Genomic DNA, 17,720 nt, shown 5'->3' with positions numbered 1-17,720 from the left:
AAGCGGGATAATGCCCCCGGCATTATCCCTCCATGCTGAGTTGGCAATGTCATGCTCAGCATGGGCCCCCGCCTTCGCGAGGGCGACGTTGTTTGACGCTACAATGTGGGCATGCCCCACAAAATCCCCGAATCCGTCCTCGTCGTCATCCACACCGCCGACCTGGACGTGCTCCTGATCGAACGCGCCGACCGCCCCGGCTTCTGGCAATCCGTCACCGGTTCCCTCGACCGTCCCGACGAACCGCTGCTGGAAACGGCCACGCGCGAACTGTTCGAGGAAACGGGCATCGTGGCCGACGGCGAGCGCATCGTCCTCAAGGACTGGCTCTTGTCCAACGTCTACGAGATCTACCAGACCTGGCGCCACCGCTACGCGCCCGGGGTCACCCACAACACGGAACACGTGTTCTCCGTCTGCGTCCCGCGCGACATCCCGATTACCCTCGCGCCGCGCGAGCATCTGCAATATGCATGGCTGCCGTTGTTGGAAGCGGCAGATCAGTGCTTCTCCTCGTCGAACGCGGAAGCGATCCTGCAATTGCCCCGCCACGTGGACGATAAATAACGCTTGTTTCTCAATCGTGCGTGGCGGGAATTGTGCTATTTTCCCTTGCCTTATAGCAATCGAAAGCCGCCTACTCGCATGCGCAGCGCAAGACATCTGAAGTTCGTCGCCCTGGCCGTCTTCATCGTCATGGTGTTGATCGCGGCGGTGCCGTTCTGGCTGAACCGCTCCGTCAACGATCTGCTGGCGCAATCGCGCGCCGAACTGCGCGCGCAGCAGCGCCTCGATGACATCCTGACATCCATGCGCGACGCCGAGACGGCGCAGCGCGGCTTCGTCATCACTGGCAACGACGTCTTCCTCGAACCGTACGAACAGGTCCGGCGCACGCTGCCCGGAGTGCTGCACGACGCCAAGGACAAGGCGCCCACGGATGCCGAGCGGGCCACCGCGTGGCGCATCGCGCGCCTCGCGGAACTGAAGCTGGCGGAACTCGACGAGACCATCCAGCTGCGCCGCCGCGCGGGATTCGAGGCGACGGAACGCGTCGTCAGCTCCCTGCGCGGCAAGCAGTACATGGACGACATGCGCCGGCTCGTGGCGGCGGAAGATGCGCGCAGCATGGCGCGGCACGACGCGCTGCAGGCCGACCTGCTGGCCCGCTCCGCACGTTCGTTCACCGTGAGCGTCGCTGCCACGGCCTGCAACATCGTCGCATTGGGGATCCTGCTGCTGCTCATCATGCGCATGCTGCGCGCGCGCCGCGCCATCGCCGGACAGCTGGAAACGCAGACCGGCCAGCTTGCGGAGGCCGTCGGGCTCACGACACGCCACAACCGCGAACTGAAATTTGTCGCGGAACTGCTGCGCGCCGTGGAGGCCGTGCCGTCGGTCCCCGATGCCGCGCCCGTGATCGCGCGCTCGCTGCCGAAGCTGTTGCCCGGCGTGTCCGGCACGTTGTTCCTGCTGCGCGACGAGGACGAACATGTGCTGGACCGGCACACGCAATGGGGCACGCCGTCCGAGCAGCCGTCCGAGATCGACATCGAGTCCTGCTGGTCGCTGCGCCACGGGGCGCGCTACCGCACGGCGAGTTCCAGCGACCTGCCGTGCGCGCACTACCGCAGGCCGGCGGATGAAACGACCGCACGCCTGTGCATCCCGCTCGTCACGCACGATGAACTCGTGGGCATGCTGCACCTCGAGGGCCTGGCCGCCGGTCCGGCTTACGAAGAACAGGAACGCCTCGCGGTGACGGTCGCCGAGCAGCTCGCGCTGGCGCTGGGGAATGCGCGCCTGCGCGAATCGCTGCGCCGGCAATCGGTGCTCGATCCGCTCACGGGCCTGTTCAACCGGCGCCATTTCGACGCCGCGCTGAAACGCGAGCTGGCGCGGGCGCGCCGCAAGAACGTGCCCGTGAGCCTCGTGCTGGTCGACATCGACCATTTCAAACGTGTCAACGACGACTACGGCCACGCCGTCGGCGACGCCGTGCTGCGCACCATCGCGCAGCAGCTGCGCCTCGGTATCCGCGAAGGGGACATCGCCTGTCGCTACGGCGGCGAGGAAATGGTACTCTTGCTTCCGGAGTGCGCGGCGGCGGACGCGGGCACGCGCGCGGAGGCGATCCGCATCGCGCTGGCCGCCATCGTGCCGCACCCCGAGGGCGAGGGACCGCAGAAGGTGACGGCGTCGTTCGGCGTCGCGGCCTATCCCGCCCACGCCCAGGATGCCGAGGCGCTGTTCTGGGCAGCCGACAAGGCGCTGTACCGCGCCAAGCAGCAGGGCCGCAACCGGGTGATGACGGGCGCCTGATTGTGGCGCCGCCGCCGGGATTGTGCCATCAGTTCCACATGGCAACAAATGTTTCTTGACCGAAATGGGCGGGAGTTGATACTTTCGGTCTGGAAGGAGGCGTTCTCATGGCCGATACAGTCACTATCCCAATCGACCAGGTCCAGATCGGCCTGTATGTCTACCTGGACCTGAAATGGTTCCAGCACCCGTTCGCGTTCAGCCATTTCAAGGTCAAGACCGAGGACCAGCTGCGCATCCTGCGCGGCCTGGGCCTGGCCACGGTCCGCGTCGATCCCGCGCTCAGCGACGGGCCCGTGCCCACGGCCGCACCGGCAGCGGCGCAGCCTGTGCCGGCGGCGCCGGTGTCGCCGGAGGCGCGTGCCGAGTCGCCGGTCATGGCGGCGAAACGAGAGATGATGGAACGCATCCGCGAGCAGCGCGAGAACGCGGCCCGCATCGAGCAGGCGTTCGTGAACACGGCGCGCGCGATCCGCGACATCGACCGCAACCTGTTTTCCCAGCCGGCCGAAACGGTCCGCGTGGCCGGCAAATTGATCGGCCAGATCACGGAGTCGATCCTGTCCGCGCCCGAGCTGGCGATCAACCTGATGGGCGACAAGCTGGGCGGCGAGGAAATCTATGTCCACTCGCTCAACGTCACGATGCTGTCGATGATGATCGCGCGCGACATCAAGCTGCCGCACGAGGTGGCCAGCCTGCTCGGCATGGGCGCGCTGTTCCACGACGTCGGGACGAAGAACATCCCGGACAAGGTGCTGAACAAGCTCGATGCCTACAACCACGCCGAGCAGGCGCTGGTCGAAACGCATTGCGAGGGTGGCTACGAGATCGGCAGGAAGCTGGGCCTCGCGGCACCCGCGCTCGCCATCATCCGCGACCACCACGAGATGTTCGACGGCAGCGGCTATCCGCGCCACCTGCAAGGGGAGGCGATCAGCATCCTCGCCCGCATCGTCGCGATCGCGAACCATTATGACGAATTGTGCAACCCGCGCAACCCGGCCGATTCGCTCACGCCGCACGAGGCGTTGTCGCTGATGTTCGCCAAGATGCGCAGCCGCTTCGACCCGAAGCTGCTGCAGGTGTTCATCCGCTGCCTCGGCGTGTACCCGCCGGGCACGATCGTCCAGCTGGCCAACGGCGTCGTCGGCATGTGCGTCAACGTCAACACCGCCAAGCCGACCAGGCCGCAGGTGATGATCTACGAGGCCAGCGTGCCGCGCGAGGAAGCGATCGTCGTCAACCTCGAGACACAGCCGGACCTGAACATCGTGAAGTCGATCCGCCCGTCCCAGGTGCCCAAGGACATCTACAACTACCTCAGCCCGCGCAAACGCGTCAGCTATTACTTCGACGCGGGTGACCCGGCGCGGAGGAGCCAGCCATGAACCTGCACCAGCTGATGGTCGACCACAGCCCGCACATGGTGATGCTGGTCGACCCGGCCGACCTGCGCATCCTCGTCGCCAATCGCAAGGTCGAACAGACGCTCGGCTACGCGGCCGCGCAGCTGCGCGACATGCTCATCACGGACATCGAAAGCTCGCTGCAGGACGTGTTCTACTGGGAAGAGGTGCGCGGCGGCCAGTATCTCGGCTTCGAGGCGCAGGAGGGCGAGTACCTGTGCGCCGACACGTCGCTGCTGACGGTGATGAAGTCGGTGGACGTACTCCACGACGGCGACCGCCCGCTGCTCCTCGTGCGCGCGCAGGACTGCCGCCACGAGCGCCAGGTCGAGGCCCTGCTCGAGCAGACCCTGGCCCAGTTGCGCACGACGCTGGAGTCCACCGCGGACGGCATCCTCGTGGTCGACTGGCACGGCAAGATCACGAGCATGAACCGCCTGTTCTCGGCGATGTGGGAGATCCCGGCCGCGCTGCTGCAGGCCGGCGACGACGACGGCATCGTCGAATACATCGCGGGCCAGGTGGAGCAGGGCGACCTGGTCCGCAGCCAGCTGCGCCAGGTGGCCGATACGACCGAGACGCAGGACTTGTTCCGCCTGAAGAACGGCCGCTTCTTCGAATGCCGCTCGCGTCCGCAGTTCCTGGGCGAGCGCATCATCGGGCGGGTGTTCGGCTACACCGACGTCACCGAGCGCCATCGGGCCGAGGAAGCGCTGCGCGAGTCGCGCGACCTGCTCGAATCGAAGGTGCGCGAACGCACGCGCGCCCTGCAGGAGGCGAATGCCACGCTGGAAAAGGAAAAGGCGCGCCAGGCGGAGCTGATCAAGAAGCTGGGCGAGGCCCAGAGCCAGCTGCTGCAGTCGGAGAAGATGGCGTCGATCGGCGTCCTGGCGGCCGGCGTCGCGCACGAGATCAACAACCCGATCGGCTTCGTCAATTCGAACCTGGGCAGCCTGCAGCGGTACGCCCAGGGCATGCTGCGGCTGCTCGACAGCTACGCGGCGCTGGAAGGCGCGTTCAGCCCCGAAGACCGCGCCGGCATCGCGCGGGTAAAAGACGAAGTCGACGCCGAGTACCTGCGCGAGGACCTGGAGCCGCTGCTGCGCGAATCGCTCGACGGCATCGACCGCGTGCGGCGCATCGTGCAGGACATGAAGGATTTCTCGCACGTGGACGGCGGCGACCTGCAGTACGCCGACATCGAGGCGGGCCTGAACAGCACCCTGAACGTGGTCTGGAACGAGATCAAGTACAAGGCCGAGGTGACCAAGGAGTATGGGAGCATCCCGCAGATCGAATGCTACCCGTCGCAGCTGAACCAGGTCTTCATGAACCTCCTGGTCAATGCGGCGCACGCGATCGAGAAGCACGGCCGCATCACGCTGCGCACGGGCCACGACGAGAAGCACGTGTGGATCGAGGTGGAGGACACCGGCACGGGCATCCCCGAGGACCGGCTGGGCCGCATCTTCGAGCCCTTCTTCACGACCAAGCCGGTGGGCAAAGGCACGGGTCTCGGCCTGTCGCTGTCGTACGGGATCGTGCAGAAGCACGGCGGCCGCTTCGAGGTGCAGAGCGAAGTGGGCAAGGGAACCCTGTTCCGCGTCGTCCTGCCGCGCTTCCAGCCGGTGCCCGAGGCGGGCGTCGTCATCTAATCGCCAACCTGGAACTTCCTGGGGCTGGCCGAGTCAAAATTCAGGAAACCGTCCTGCGAACTCATCAATCCGCGTAATTTTGAGAGTTTTGGCATGGCCAATTCTGCTCGATTGTTACATCGGGCAGTTTTTCTCCATTGTACAAACGGAATTAAATTTCCTAAAATTTGATGCACACAATACAATCGCTTGTTTGACAGCTAGAAATGATTTCATTAAGTTCCACAAGTCGTTTCTGGCGACTTTTCAATTTAGCAATGTCCAACAAAGGGAGGAATCATGAGCGAACGCAGACACGAGCAGAAGGTCAAGGACGTTGGCGTCGATAACGATTACCTGTGCATCGAGCTATTGAGCGGTCTCCGCCTGATGGGTCCGTTGCGCACCAATCCGGTCTACCGCGACCCCGTCATCCCACCGGAAGCGCGTCCTCTGCCGAACGGCGATTACATGCGCGCCGTCGCCCCCTGAGCAGTCCCAACGCCTTTCCCGGCCAGAAGCCGGGAAAGGCGCCCACCGGCGCACGATTGCGCTCCCCGCCCCGGAAAGGCACGGACTGATGGGGTTACAATGTTCCCATGAAAATCCGTGTTGCGACCTACAACATCCACAAGGGCGTCTCTTCCTTCCGTAGTACGCCGCGCGTGTTGGCGCTGAAAAAAGCCATCGGTGCCTTCGATGCGGACGTCGTGTTCCTGCAGGAGGTGCAGGGCCGGCACGACCGCTACCAGGCCCGCTACGGCGAAAAGGTGCGCACCCCCCATCATCACTGGCCCGAAAAGGCCCAGCACGAGTTCTTTGCGGGTGAAAACCTGCATGCCGCCTACGGTATGAATGCCGTGTACGACCATGGCCACCACGGCAACGCGCTGCTGTCCGGTTTTCCGATCTCGAACCAGAACAACCACGACGTCTCCGACCACGCCTACGAACAGCGCGGCATCCTGCATTGCGTGCTGGAGACCCCGTCCGGCAATGTCCACTGCTACGTCGTGCACCTGGGCCTGTTCGAAGTCAGCCGCCGGCGCCAGACCGAGGCGCTGGTCCAGTGCGTGCAGGACTCCGCACGTCCGGACGAGCCCGTTATCATCGCCGGCGACTTCAACGACTGGCGCAATACCCTGAGCGATTGCCTGCGGTTGAAACTGGGCGTCGTTGAGGTATTCGATGAACTGGAGCGGCCGGCGCGGTTCGGCGCGCGGATCGGTGATATGGTGCGGAATGCGGCCGGGCGCGAAAAACGCCTGGTGCCGGCGCGGACGTTTCCTGCCGCGCTGCCCTGGTTCCGGCTCGACCGGATCTATGTGCGCGGCTTCCAGGTCGAGCATGCCGAAGTGCTGCACGGCCCGCAGTGGGCGCGCCTGTCGGACCACGCACCGATCGTGGCCAACCTGCAGCTGGCATAGCGATGCGCACCGTTACGTATGTAGCCAACAACGACGTTACCCTCCTCGAAAGCGGCAGCACTTATTTCCCGGCGCTGCTGGCCGCCATCGACGCGGCCCGGCACGAGATCCTGTACGAGACGTATATCTATGCCGAGGACGACACGGCGCGCGCCGTCACCGACGCGCTGATCCGTGCCGCGCAGCGCGGTGTCAAGGTGCGCGTGCTGGCCGACTGGTTCGGCACCGGCAACCGCGTCGCCTTGCGGCTGAAAGAGGAATTCTGTGCGGTCTGCGTGCATTATCGGATGTTCAATCCGTGGTTCAAGCGCGGTGCCGCGCGCAGCCACCGCAAGATCGCCGTCATGGACCGCGAAGTCGCGTTCGTCGGCGGCATCAACACGAACGACGACAACCTGCACGATTACGAGCCGCACGCGCCGCTGCCGGCACCCCGCTGGGATTTCGCCGTGCGCGTGCAGGGGCCGCTCGTCGCGGAAATCCACCGCGAGGCCCAGGCCCAGTGGGCGCGGGCCGGGCATCTACCGCTCGTCCGTCGGATTAATTTGTTCCGGGAAATGCGCAGGCAGCCGGCCGCGCTGGGCGACCACCCGATGCGCGCCGCGTTCGTCGTGCGCGACAACCTGCGCAACCGCCGCACGATCCAGCGTGCCTACCTGCAGGCGATCGGCCGTGCGCGCAAGCGCGTGCTGATGGCCACGCCGTATTTCGCGCCGGGCCGCAAGTTCCGCGAGGCGCTGTGCCAGGCCGCGCGGCGCGGCGTCGATGTGTGCTTGATGATCGGTGTCGGCGAGTTCCGCATGCAGGATGCCGTCGCGTCGTCGTTCTACCCGCAGCTGCTGGCGGCCGGCGTGCGCATCGTCGAGTACCGCAAGACGCAGCTGCACGCGAAGGTCTGCGTCGTGGACGACAACTGGGCCACGGTCGGCTCCAGCAACTGCGACGGGCTGTCGCTGTTCGTCAACCAGGAAGCGAACGTCGTCGTGCGCGATGCGCAATTTGCCGGCACGCTGGCCCGTCAGATCGAGCGGGGCGTGGCCGATGGCGTGCAGGTGTGCCTGGATGATCTGCGGCAACTCGGTTGGGTGCACCGCTGCGGCCACGAAATGGCCTATCTTCTCTATAAATTGACCATGCGGGTCGTCGCGATCGGCTACGCATGATGGAAAGACGCTATGACAGAGAGTGACAACGTAAGGATCGACAAATGGCTGTGGGCCGCGCGTTTTTTTAAAACGCGCTCGCTGGCGGCGGATGCGGTCGACCGGGGCCGCGTGCGGATCGGCGGCGAGCCCGTCAAACCCGCCCGCTCCGTGAAAGTCGATGATAAGATTTTCATCGACAACGGTTCGAACCGCTGGGAGGTGGTCGTGCTGGGCCTGTCCGACAAGCGCGGGCCGGCACCCGTCGCCCAGGCGTTGTACCGCGAGACGGAAGAGAGTATCGTCCGTAGGGAAAACGATCAGGAAGCACGCCGTTTGTTCCCCGAACCGGGCAGCACGATCAAGGGCCGCCCGACCAAGCGCGACCGCCGCGCCATCACCCGTGCGGGCGGCTGACGACACACTAGAACGTCGCCTCTAAGTTCCCGTTTGACATTTCACGGCTGGTAGATAATAGTACGAGCGTTCGGATTTTTTCGACTAGAGAAAAGGAACTTCGAGAACCCGTAGTGAGCGGCAGCAGATTTGGCCGAGAAGCGCAGCTGTACGAGCAGTACAGCGAGCATCGCAGGGCTAGGCGCCCCCGCCAAAGCTGCAACGCGCAGTAGGGTTATCGAGCTTCCGACTTACGCGAGGCATATTATTAATACGACAGCTAAATCGATGAGCATGCGCAAGGGCGAGATGACGCGGGCCGCCATCCTCGATGTTGCGCTCGAGCTCGCCAGCCGCGACGGTCTGGAAGGCCTGACGATCGGCCTGCTGGCCGACCGCATGAATATGAGCAAATCGGGCGTGTTCGCGCACTTCGGGTCGCGCGAAGACCTGCAGATCGACGTGCTCAAGCTGTACCACCGCCGCTTCGAGCAGGAAGTCTTCTTCCCCAGCCTGAAAGAATCCCGCGGCCTGCCGCGCCTGGAGGCGATGTTCAATCGCTGGCTCAAGCGCGTCTCGGTCGAGATCGCGTCCGGCTGCATCTATATCAGTGGTGCCGTCGAATACGACGACCGCCCGGGGCCGATCCGCGAAGAACTCGTCGCCATGGTCCGCACGTGGCAGGGCGCCCTGCTGCGCTGCGCGCAACAGGCGATCGACTGCGGCGACCTGAAGCCGGGCACCGACCCCGAGCAACTCGTGTACGAGATGTATGGCCTCGTGCTGGCGGTGCACCACGATGCGCGCTTCCTGCGCATCCCGGGCACGGTCGACCGCGCGCACCGCGGCTTCGCGCGCCTGGTCGAAGATTACCGCAATCCCAACAAGCAAAACAGCCAGGCGGATACCGCCAGCGCCCAGTAATTCACACAAAATATTCACCTGTCAGGAGAACAACCATGGGTCAGTACGTCGCGCCACTTCGTGATATGCAGTTCGTTCTGCACGAGTTCCTCAACGTCACCGAAGAATTCAAGAACCTGCCGGCGTACCAGGAGATCGACGCCGACATCATCAACCAGGTGCTGGAGGAAGGCGCGAAATTCACGCAGGAAGTGCTGTTCCCGCTGAACCACAGCGGCGACCGCGAAGGCTGCCACTACGACGCCGCCACCAAGACCGTCACCACGCCCAAGGGTTTCAAGGAAGCCTATAAACAGTATGTGGAAGGCGGCTGGGCTGCGCTGGCCTGCGATCCGGAATACGGCGGCCAGGGCCTGCCGGTCTCGCTGAACAACTCGTTCTACGAGATGCTGAACTCGTCGAACCAGGCATGGACCATGTACCCGGGCCTGTCGCACGGCGCGTACGAGTGCCTGAAGGAACACGGCACCGACGACCAGAAGAAGTTCTACCTGCCGAAGCTCGTCTCGGGCGAGTGGACCGGCACGATGTGCCTGACCGAAGCGCACTGCGGCACCGACCTGGGCCTGCTGCGCACGAAGGCCGAACCGCAGGCCGACGGCACCTACAGCATCACCGGTTCGAAGATCTTCATCTCGGCCGGCGAGCACGACATGTCGGAAAACATCGTCCACCTGGTGCTGGCCCGCCTGCCGGACGCGCCGGAAGGCTCGAAAGGCATCTCGCTGTTCCTCGTGCCGAAGTTCCTGCCGAACGCCGACGGTTCGGTCGGCGCCCGCAACGGCATCACCTGCGGCGCCATCGAAGAAAAGATGGGCATCCACGGCAACTCGACCTGCCAGATGAACCTGGACGGCGCGATCGGCACCTTGATCGGCCAGCCGCACAAGGGCCTGAACGCGATGTTCGTGTTCATGAACGCCGCCCGCCTGGGCGTCGGCATGCAGTCGCTGGGCCTGACCGAAGTCGCGTACCAGAACGCGCTCGTGTACGCCAAGGACCGCATCCAGATGCGCAGCCTGTCGGGCCCGAAGGCACCGGACAAGCCGGCCGACCCGATCATCGTCCACCCGGACGTGCGCCGCATGCTGCTGACCGCCAAGGCGTATGCCGAAGGCGCGCGCGCGCTGACCTCGTACGTCGCGCTGCAGATCGACCGCGAACTGAACCACCCGGACGAAGAAGTCCGCAAGGAAGCCGCCGGCGAAGTCGCGCTCCTGACCCCGGTCGTGAAGGCCTTCATCACCGACAACGGCTGGATCGCCACGTCGGAAGCGATGCAGGTGTACGGCGGCCACGGCTACATCGCCGAGTGGGGCATGGAGCAGTACGTCCGCGACGCCCGCATCAACATGATCTACGAAGGCACCAACACGATCCAGTCGCTGGACCTGCTGGGCCGTAAGATCCTGATGGACAACGGCGCCAAGCTGCGCGCGTTCGGCGAGAAGATCAAGGCGTTCGTCGAAGACAACGGCTTGGACGAGCAGATGTCCGAATTCGTGAGCCCGCTGGGCGAACTGGGCGAGAAGGTCGGCAAGCTGACGATGGAAATCGGCATGAAGGCCTTCCAGAACCAGGACGAAGTGGGCGCCGCCGCCGTGCCTTACCTGCGCGTCGTGGGCCACATGGTGTTCTCGTACTTCTTCGCGCAGATGGCGAAGATCGCGCTGGCCAAGAAGGATTCGGGCGACAAGTTCTACGAATCGAAACTGGCGACCGCACGCTTCTACTTCGCCCGCCTGTACCCGGAAACCGCGATGCTGATCCGCCAGGCACGTTCGGGCGCAAGCAACCTGACGGCGCTGGACGCAGACCTGTTCTAACTACGCACCATCACACTTACCGTCGTCCCCGCGAAAGCGGGGACCCATGCTGAGCACCGGAACTCGAATCACTGAGCAGCAAAGCACCGCGTCCGACTTCGGTGCTTCAGTATGGATCCCCGCCTTCGCGGGGACGACGACCTAACTAAGGATTACGAGAGATGACTAATTTCATCGTCAAGAAAGTCGCCGTGCTGGGCGCCGGCGTGATGGGCGCGCAGATCGCCGCGCACTGCGTCAACGCCAAGGTCCCGGTCGTGCTGTTCGACCTGCCGGCCAAGCCGGAGCAAGGCTCCGGCGGTAACGCCAATAAAAATGCCATCGTCCTGAAGGCCATCGAGAACCTGAAGAAGCTGTCGCCGGCCCCGCTGGGCAACAAGGAAGACGCGGCCCTGATCGAAGTCGCCAACTACGAGGACAACCTCGACGTGCTGGCCGGCTGCGACCTGATCATCGAAGCCATCGCCGAGCGCATGGACTGGAAGCACGACCTGTACAAGAAGGTCGCTCCGCACATCGGCGCGAACGCTATCTTCGCGTCGAACACGTCGGGCCTGTCGATCGAGAAGCTGGCCGAAGGCTTCGACGCCGAGCTGAAATCGCGCTTCTGCGGCGTGCACTTCTTCAACCCGCCGCGCTACATGCACCTGGTCGAACTGATCCCGACCGCCGCCACGAAGCCGGCAATCCTCGACCAGCTCGAGACCTTCCTGACGTCCGTGCTGGGTAAAGGTGTCGTGCGTGCGAAAGACACGCCGAACTTCATCGCCAACCGCGTCGGCATCTTCGGCATGCTGGCCACGATCCACGAAGCGGAGAAATTCGGCCTGTCCGTGGACGTCGTCGACGACCTGACCGGCGCCAAGCTGGGCCGCGCCAAGTCGGGCACGTTCCGCACGGCGGACGTCGTCGGCCTGGACACGATGGGCCACGTCATCAAGACGATGCAGGACAACCTGCAGGACGACCCGTTCTTCGGCGTGTACAAGACGCCGGACGTGCTGGCCAAGCTGATCGAGAAGGGCGCGCTGGGCCAGAAGACCGGCGCCGGCTTCTATAAAAAGGTCGGCAAGGACATCCTGCGCCTGGACACCGCGACCGGCGAATACGTGCCGGGCGGCGCCAAGGCGGCCGACATCGTCGCGCGCATCCTGAAAGAGAAGGACCCGGTCAAGAAATTCAAGGCGATGCGCGAATCGACCAACCCGCAGGCGCAGTTCCTGTGGGCGATCTTCCGCGACGCCTTCCACTACATCGCCTTCCACCTGGACTCGATCGCCGACAACGCGCGCGACGTCGATTTCGCGATGCGCTGGGGCTTCGGCTGGAGCGTCGGCCCGTTCGAAACGTGGCAGGCCGCCGGCTGGAACACCATCGCCCAGTGGGTCAAGGAAGACATCGAAGCGGGCAAGGCCCTGACCGATGCACCGCTGCCGGCATGGGTGTTCAGCGCACCGGTCGCGGAGAAGGGCGTGCACACGCCGGAAGGCTCGTACTCCGTCACGAAGAACGCCTATGTGCCGCGTTCCGACCTGCCGGTCTATGAACGCCAGCAGTTCCGCGCACCGGTCGTGGGCGCGGGCGGCGACGATCCGAAGACCGCCGGCACCACCGTGTTCGAAGACGACTCCGTGCGCCTGTGGCACTCGGGCGACGAGGTGCTGGTCATCTCGCTGAAGACGAAGATGCACGTGATCGGCGACGGCGTCATCAAGGGCATCCAGCGCGCGCTGGCCGAAGCCGAGAAGGGCTTCAAGGGCATCGTGATCTGGAATACCGATGCGGCCGACGGCGGCGCGTTCTCGGCCGGCGCCGACCTGCAATCGGCCCTGCCGGCCTTCATGGCGGGCGGTGCGAAAGCGATGGACCCGATCGTCAAGGAACTTCAGGACACGTTCATGGCGATGAAATACTCGAACATCCCGGTCGTGGCCGCGGTGGCGGGTCTCGCCCTGGGCGGCGGCTGCGAGATGGCGCTGCACGCATCGAAGCGTGTCGCCTCGATCGAGTCGTACATCGGCCTCGTGGAAGTGGGCGTCGGCCTGGTGCCGGCCGGCGGCGGCCTGAAGGAAGCGGCAGTGCGCGCGGCCAATGAGGCCAAGGGCAACGACATCCTGCAATTCCTGAAGACCGGCTTCACCAACGCGGCCACCGCGCAGGTGTCGAAATCGGCCCTGGAAGCGAAGGCCATGGGCTACCTGAAGGACGACGACATCATCGTCTTCAACCCGTACGAACTGCTGCACGTGGCGAAGGTCACCGCGCGCTCGATGTTCGACGCCGGCTACCGCGCACCGCTGCGCCGCCCAGTGACCGTCACCGGCCGCTACGGCTGGGGCACGATCCGCGGCCAGCTGGTCAACATGCGCGACGGCGGCTTCATCTCCGCGTACGACTACCAGCTGGGCGACACGATCGCGGAGATCGTCTCCGGTGGCGACATCGACCAGGGCAGCGTCGTGTCCGAGCAGTGGCTGCTCGACATGGAACGCAAGGCATTCGTTTCGCTGCTGAACAATCCGAAGACCCAGGAACGCATCATGGGCATGATGCAAAACGGCAAACCGGTGCGTAACTGATCGCGGCGCGGACACTAAGGACTACTGACATGAGCAAACAACTTCAAGACGCATACATCGTCGCAGCGACCCGCACCCCGATCGGCAAGGCGCCGCGCGGCTTTTTCAACAAGACCCGTCCGGACGACCTGCTGGTGGCGGCCATCCGCGGCGCGATGGCCGCCGTGCCGAACCTGGACCCGGCGCTGATCGTCGACGCCATCGTCGGCTGCTCGTTCCCGGAAGCGGAGCAGGGCTTCAACGTGGCCCGTAACGCCGTCGTGCTGGCCGGCCTGCCGAACACCGTCGGCGGCGTGACCGTCAACCGCTACTGCGCCTCGGGCATCACGGCGCTGGCCATGGCCGCGGACCGCATCCGCGTCGGCGAGGCCGACGTGATGATCGCCGGCGGCGTCGAATCGATGTCGATGGTGCCGATGATGGGCCACCACCCGTCGATCAACATGGAGACGTTCAAGGACGAGAACGTGGGTCTCGCCTACGGCATGGGCCTGACGGCCGAGAAGGTCGCCGCCCAGTGGAAGGTGAGCCGCGAAGACCAGGACGCCTTCGGCCTGGAATCGCACCGCAAGGCGATCGCCGCCCAGCAGGCCGGCCTGTTCAAGGACGAGATCACCCCGGTGGAAATCGTCACCCGCACGCCGGACCTGGCGACCGGCGAGATCAAGGTCAAGCGCCGCACCGTCGACCTGGACGAAGGCCCGCGCGCCGACGCGAGCATGGAAGGCATGGCGAAGCTCAAGCCCGTCTTCGCCGCCAAGGGCAGCGTGACGGCCGCGACGTCGTCGCAGATGTCGGACGGCGCCGGCGCGCTGATCGTCGTCAGCGAGAAGATCCTGCGCGAGCACAACCTGACCCCGCTGGCCAAGTTCTCGTCGTTCGCCGTGCGCGGCGTGCCGCCGGAAATCATGGGCATCGGTCCGAAGGTCGCGATTCCCGCAGCGCTGGCCGCCGCCGGCATCACGCAGGACCAGCTGGACTGGATCGAACTGAACGAAGCCTTCGCGGCACAGGCACTGGCCGTCATCCGCGACCTGAACCTGGACACGAGCAAGGTGAACCCGATGGGCGGCGCGATCGCCCTGGGCCACCCGCTGGGCGCGACCGGTGCGATCCGCGCCGCGACCGTCGTCCACGCGCTGCGCCGCAACAACCTGAAGTACGGCATGGTCACCATGTGCGTCGGCGCCGGCATGGGCGCGGCGGGCATCATCGAACGCGTGTAATCCACACGACGTGAACGGAAGGGTGGGTGCGGCACAACCGTTCCCACCCTTTTTTTATACGAACAAGCGAGACACCGAATGGACATCCTGACCACCACCGCCGACGGCATCCTCACCCTCGAATTCAACCGCCCGGAACGCAAGAACGCCATCACGGGCGCCATGTACACGACCATGGCCGACGCGCTGCGCGCGGCCGACACCGACCCCGCCATCCGCGCGATCCTCATCACGGGCAAACCCGAGATCTTCACGGCCGGTAACGACCTGGAAGACTTCCTGCACAACGTGGGCGAAGGCGCGATGACGGAATCCCGTCCCGTGTTCCAGTTCATGCGCGCGCTGGAAGGCTGCAGCAAGCCGGTGGTCGCGGCCGTCGCGGGCGCGGCCGTCGGCATCGGCACCACGCTGCTGATGCACTGCGATCTCGTCTACTGCGCCGACAACGCCAGGTTCTCGATGCCGTTTTCCCAATTGGGCCTGTGCCCGGAATTCGCGTCGTCGCTGCTCGTCGCGCAATCGGCCGGCTACACCCGCGCGGCGGAAAAGCTGATGCTGGGCGAAGCCTTCGGCGCGCAGGAAGCGTTCGAGATGGGCATCGTGGCGCGCGTGCTGCCGGCCGCAGAGCTGCTCGCGTTCGCGCAAGGGCAGGCCGCCAAACTCGTGAAACTGCCGGCGGCGTCGATCCGCACGACCAAGGCCTTGATGAAGCGCTCGCGTGCAGCGCTGGTGAAAGACACCATCGCGGCGGAGAACGAACGGTTCAGTGCCATGCTGACCGGTGCCGAGGCCAGGGAAGCCTTCACGGCGTTCTTCGAGAAGCGCAAGCCGGATTTTTCGAAGTTCGATTAAACCCGGGCGTGCCATCAGTGCCATTCAGTTAGGGAACGACGAGTTTGTGGCTGAGTGACTGGCATTGGGCGCGCCATCAACCGTCGGTCGAGACGGAGACCTCTTCCCAGGCATCCAGATCGCGCCCCAGGTCGGCCAGCTTGCCCCGCACCAGTTGCAGCGCGTCGCTGCCGAGCAGCAGGTGCGTCGGCGGCGCGTCTGCCTCGATCACGGCCAGTATCGCGCGGGCCGCCTTGGCCGGATCGCCCGGCTGCTTGCCGCTCTTTGCCTCACGCGCCTTGCGCACCGGGTCGAACAGCGCGTCGTAGTCGGCAATCGAGCGCGCGCTGCGCTGCATCGAGCGGCCGGCCCAATCGGTGCGGAATGAGCCTGGTGCGATCGCGGTCACGGCGATGCCGAATGGGCGGACTTCCCTGGCGAGCGTGTCCGAGATGCCTTCCAGTGCGAATTTGCTGCCGCAGTAGTAGGCGATGCCGGGCATCGTGATGTAGCCGCCCATCGACGTGATGTTGACGATATGGCCGCGCCGGCGGGCGCGCATGAACGGCAGCACGGCTTTCATCATGGCGACCGGCCCGAAGACGTTGACGTCGAACTGGCGGCGCATGTCGGACAGCGGCGATTCTTCCAGGATGCCTTCGTGCCCGTAGCCGGCGTTGTTGACGAGGACATCGACGGTGCCGACGTTCGCTTCGATGTCCGCGACGACGCCGTCGATTGCATCGAATTGCGTCACGTCGAGGATGCGCGCGTGGGCGCGCGCCGGGCACATTGCCGCGAACGCTTCCGCGGCCTGCGCGTTCCTGACCGTGCCCACCACGCGGTGACCGTCGGCCAGCGCCTGTTGCGCAAGAGCGCGGCCGAAGCCGCTGCTGACGCCGGTGATCAGCAGGAGTTTATTGGGTGTCATGTCGTCTTTTCCGAGTTGATGAAGGCCGCATGTTATTCTTGGTGACATCACCAGATAAGCCCAAGTCGACTGTTTTTCTTGCCTAAAACTATGCCAAAGCCGACAGCCGCGGATGAAAGCGACGATCCATCCGGCCACGCGCAGCGGCGCATGGTCGAGCTGCTACGCGCATTGGCGCCGAACGAGGGCTACAACCTCACGGCGCTGCCTACCGTGCGGATCCTGCGTTCCGACCGCGCGTTGACGCGCACGCCGGTGCTCTACGATCCCGGTATCGTGATCGTTTGCCAGGGCCGCAAGCGCGGCTACTTCGGCGACAAACTGTATGTTTACGATGCGCAGCATTACCTGGCGGTCTCCGTGCCCGTGCCGTTCGACATGGAGACGGATGCGACGCCGGCGCAGCCGCTGCTCGCGCTGTACCTGCACCTCGATTTCGCCGTCGCCGCGGACCTGATGCTGCACATCGACCGCCATCCCTCGGCCGAACCTGCCCAGGCGCCGCAGAGCATGTTGTCGAGTCCGATCGATGCGGACATGCGTGGCTCGGTGCTGCGTTTCCTGGAAGCGTTGAACCGGCCGCTGGAGGCGGCCGTACTGGGGCCGGACCTGCTGCGCGAACTGTATTTCCGGGTGCTCACCGGCGCGCAGGGACGCTCGATGCGCGAGGCGCTCGCGCTGAAAGGCCAGTACGGAAAGATCGGCCGTGCGTTGCGCCGCATCCATGCCGGTTACGCGGAAGCGCTCGACCTGGCGCAGCTGGCGCGGGAAGCGGGCATGAGCATTCCAGCTTTCCACAGCCACTTCAAGGCGATCACGCAGACGTCGCCCATGCAGTACCTGAAGTCGACGCGGCTGCACCAGGCGCGCCTGCTGATGGTGCGCCGGGACCTGACCGCGGAAGCGGCGTGCCATGCGGTGGGCTATACGAGTCCATCGCAGTTCAGCCGCGAATTCCGGCGGCTGTTCGGCTTGACCCCGGCAGCGGAGGCCAAACGGATGCGGGCAACCTTTGCCATTCCGCCGGCGTTTCCCGGCGCCGAATTCGTGTCGTCGCACTGAACCTGGTGCAC

Annotated in this window: 15 protein-coding genes; 14 read left to right on the top strand and 1 reads right to left on the bottom strand. The window is 65.0% G+C overall.

Annotated features, from left to right (window positions below; all coding sequences use genetic code 11):
• Positions 1 to 111: 111 nt before the first annotated feature.
• From nudB to QPK29_RS06770, 13 genes are all read left to right on the top strand, one after another.
• Positions 112 to 567 carry a dihydroneopterin triphosphate diphosphatase gene (gene nudB / locus QPK29_RS06830; protein WP_371770589.1) on the top strand — a complete coding sequence of 152 codons (456 nt, stop codon included), beginning with the start codon at positions 112 to 114 and terminating at the stop codon, positions 565 to 567.
• A 78-nt stretch (positions 568 to 645) separates the two neighbouring features.
• Positions 646 to 2,322: a diguanylate cyclase gene (locus QPK29_RS06825; protein WP_371770588.1), complete on the top strand. Its 1,677-nt coding sequence runs from the start codon at positions 646 to 648 to the stop codon at positions 2,320 to 2,322.
• Positions 2,323 to 2,429: 107 nt separating this feature from the next.
• The gene (locus QPK29_RS06820) at positions 2,430 to 3,713 is read left to right on the top strand and encodes an HD-GYP domain-containing protein (protein ID WP_056126682.1); all 1,284 of its coding nucleotides are present in this window, start codon (positions 2,430 to 2,432) and stop codon (positions 3,711 to 3,713) included.
• The gene (locus QPK29_RS06815; protein ID WP_371770587.1) at positions 3,710 to 5,386 is read left to right on the top strand and encodes an ATP-binding protein; all 1,677 of its coding nucleotides are present in this window, start codon (positions 3,710 to 3,712) and stop codon (positions 5,384 to 5,386) included. Before QPK29_RS06820 ends, QPK29_RS06815 begins: the two co-directional genes overlap by 4 nt.
• 279 nt (positions 5,387 to 5,665) lie before the next feature.
• Complete coding sequence (locus tag QPK29_RS06810; protein WP_056126687.1) at positions 5,666 to 5,857, top strand: hypothetical protein; 192 nt, start codon at positions 5,666 to 5,668, stop codon at positions 5,855 to 5,857.
• 107 nt (positions 5,858 to 5,964) lie between these two features.
• A complete protein-coding gene (locus QPK29_RS06805) occupies positions 5,965 to 6,792 on the top strand; it encodes an endonuclease/exonuclease/phosphatase family protein (protein ID WP_056126690.1) in 828 nt (275 codons plus the stop codon).
• Positions 6,793 to 6,794: 2 nt separating this feature from the next.
• The gene (gene clsB, locus QPK29_RS06800; RefSeq protein WP_371770586.1) at positions 6,795 to 7,955 is read left to right on the top strand and encodes a cardiolipin synthase ClsB; all 1,161 of its coding nucleotides are present in this window, start codon (positions 6,795 to 6,797) and stop codon (positions 7,953 to 7,955) included.
• A 12-nt stretch (positions 7,956 to 7,967) separates the two neighbouring features.
• Positions 7,968 to 8,351, top strand: a complete 384-nt coding sequence (locus QPK29_RS06795) for an RNA-binding S4 domain-containing protein (RefSeq protein ID WP_056126693.1) — start codon at positions 7,968 to 7,970, stop codon at positions 8,349 to 8,351.
• 273 nt (positions 8,352 to 8,624) lie between these two features.
• Positions 8,625 to 9,254 (top strand): TetR/AcrR family transcriptional regulator, encoded by a 630-nt coding sequence (locus tag QPK29_RS06790; RefSeq protein ID WP_056126731.1) that lies wholly within the window; start codon positions 8,625 to 8,627, stop codon positions 9,252 to 9,254.
• A 35-nt stretch (positions 9,255 to 9,289) separates the two neighbouring features.
• A complete protein-coding gene (locus QPK29_RS06785) occupies positions 9,290 to 11,080 on the top strand; it encodes an acyl-CoA dehydrogenase C-terminal domain-containing protein (protein WP_371770585.1) in 1,791 nt (596 codons plus the stop codon).
• Between the two features lie 161 nt (positions 11,081 to 11,241).
• Positions 11,242 to 13,659, top strand: coding sequence for a 3-hydroxyacyl-CoA dehydrogenase/enoyl-CoA hydratase family protein (locus QPK29_RS06780; RefSeq protein WP_371770584.1), 2,418 nt, complete (start codon positions 11,242 to 11,244; stop codon positions 13,657 to 13,659).
• Between the two features lie 29 nt (positions 13,660 to 13,688).
• The gene (locus tag QPK29_RS06775) at positions 13,689 to 14,885 is read left to right on the top strand and encodes an acetyl-CoA C-acyltransferase (protein WP_056126699.1); all 1,197 of its coding nucleotides are present in this window, start codon (positions 13,689 to 13,691) and stop codon (positions 14,883 to 14,885) included.
• A gap of 78 nt (positions 14,886 to 14,963) precedes the next feature.
• Entirely contained in the window at positions 14,964 to 15,737 is a 774-nt protein-coding gene (locus QPK29_RS06770) for an enoyl-CoA hydratase (protein ID WP_371770583.1), read from the top strand.
• A gap of 76 nt (positions 15,738 to 15,813) precedes the next feature.
• Here the strand turns inward: QPK29_RS06770 and QPK29_RS06765 are convergent, their stop codons facing one another.
• Complete coding sequence (locus tag QPK29_RS06765) at positions 15,814 to 16,647, bottom strand: oxidoreductase (protein ID WP_371770582.1); 834 nt, start codon at positions 16,645 to 16,647, stop codon at positions 15,814 to 15,816.
• Between the two features lie 150 nt (positions 16,648 to 16,797).
• Between QPK29_RS06765 and QPK29_RS06760 the strand changes: the two genes are divergently transcribed.
• On the top strand, positions 16,798 to 17,709 hold the full coding sequence (locus tag QPK29_RS06760) for an AraC family transcriptional regulator (protein ID WP_371770649.1): 912 nt from the start codon (positions 16,798 to 16,800) through the stop codon (positions 17,707 to 17,709).
• Positions 17,710 to 17,720: the final 11 nt, after the last annotated feature.

The organism is Massilia orientalis, from assembly GCF_030411975.2.
GTDB classification, from domain to species: Bacteria; Pseudomonadota; Gammaproteobacteria; order Burkholderiales; family Burkholderiaceae_D; genus Telluria; species Telluria orientalis.
The sequence above is the reverse complement of the archived record's forward strand: the minus strand, read 5'-3'. Positions and strand labels throughout refer to the sequence as shown.

Coding starts and splice junctions, on each gene's coding strand:
- nudB (WP_371770589.1), top strand. CDS start 112: ATGCCCCACAAAATCCCCGAATCCGTCCTCGTCGTCATCCACACCGCC.
- QPK29_RS06825 (WP_371770588.1), top strand. CDS start 646: ATGCGCAGCGCAAGACATCTGAAGTTCGTCGCCCTGGCCGTCTTCATC.
- QPK29_RS06820 (WP_056126682.1), top strand. CDS start 2,430: ATGGCCGATACAGTCACTATCCCAATCGACCAGGTCCAGATCGGCCTG.
- QPK29_RS06815 (WP_371770587.1), top strand. CDS start 3,710: ATGAACCTGCACCAGCTGATGGTCGACCACAGCCCGCACATGGTGATG.
- QPK29_RS06810 (WP_056126687.1), top strand. CDS start 5,666: ATGAGCGAACGCAGACACGAGCAGAAGGTCAAGGACGTTGGCGTCGAT.
- QPK29_RS06805 (WP_056126690.1), top strand. CDS start 5,965: ATGAAAATCCGTGTTGCGACCTACAACATCCACAAGGGCGTCTCTTCC.
- clsB (WP_371770586.1), top strand. CDS start 6,795: ATGCGCACCGTTACGTATGTAGCCAACAACGACGTTACCCTCCTCGAA.
- QPK29_RS06795 (WP_056126693.1), top strand. CDS start 7,968: ATGACAGAGAGTGACAACGTAAGGATCGACAAATGGCTGTGGGCCGCG.
- QPK29_RS06790 (WP_056126731.1), top strand. CDS start 8,625: ATGCGCAAGGGCGAGATGACGCGGGCCGCCATCCTCGATGTTGCGCTC.
- QPK29_RS06785 (WP_371770585.1), top strand. CDS start 9,290: ATGGGTCAGTACGTCGCGCCACTTCGTGATATGCAGTTCGTTCTGCAC.
- QPK29_RS06780 (WP_371770584.1), top strand. CDS start 11,242: ATGACTAATTTCATCGTCAAGAAAGTCGCCGTGCTGGGCGCCGGCGTG.
- QPK29_RS06775 (WP_056126699.1), top strand. CDS start 13,689: ATGAGCAAACAACTTCAAGACGCATACATCGTCGCAGCGACCCGCACC.
- QPK29_RS06770 (WP_371770583.1), top strand. CDS start 14,964: ATGGACATCCTGACCACCACCGCCGACGGCATCCTCACCCTCGAATTC.
- QPK29_RS06765 (WP_371770582.1), bottom strand. CDS start 16,647: ATGACACCCAATAAACTCCTGCTGATCACCGGCGTCAGCAGCGGCTTC.
- QPK29_RS06760 (WP_371770649.1), top strand. CDS start 16,798: ATGGTCGAGCTGCTACGCGCATTGGCGCCGAACGAGGGCTACAACCTC.